Raw genomic sequence first — 348 nt, 5'->3', positions numbered from 1 at the left:
TATTTATATATTGTTGGAATTGTTATTGACGGAGAGAGGAGAGCAGGCCAAGAGGACTAAGAGCGCCATGATGAGCACCGGCACGAGGAGGAGCGGCAGCGGCGGGGGCGGCAGGGGCGGCACGACGAGCGGCAGCACCAGCAGCAACAGGGACACCACCGCCAGCACCAACACTGTCTTCAGGTACTTCCACATCAAACGACGTCGTTTCGGTGGTGGTGACGGTGGTGGTGATATTGCTCTTGCACAACCATGTTGTTGTTGATTGGGATGATATAGTTTCCTTCTGACCTCTATCATGATGAAGCAACGGCGTCGTTTTCCATATCCGGAGGATTTGAGAAAAAC

At 53.2% G+C, this 348-nt stretch carries 1 protein-coding gene; it reads right to left on the bottom strand.

What is annotated here, in order from left to right:
• Window positions 1-3 precede the first annotated feature (3 nt).
• A partial coding sequence (locus tag DL891_RS17635; protein WP_232819250.1) for a hypothetical protein occupies window positions 4-348 on the bottom strand: 345 nt, incomplete at its 5' end.

Origin of the sequence: Homoserinimonas sp. OAct 916 (assembly GCF_003260275.1) — a bacterium.
Classification (GTDB): domain Bacteria; phylum Actinomycetota; class Actinomycetes; order Actinomycetales; family Microbacteriaceae; genus OACT-916.
This window is presented reverse-complemented; position numbering and strand designations above follow the sequence as displayed.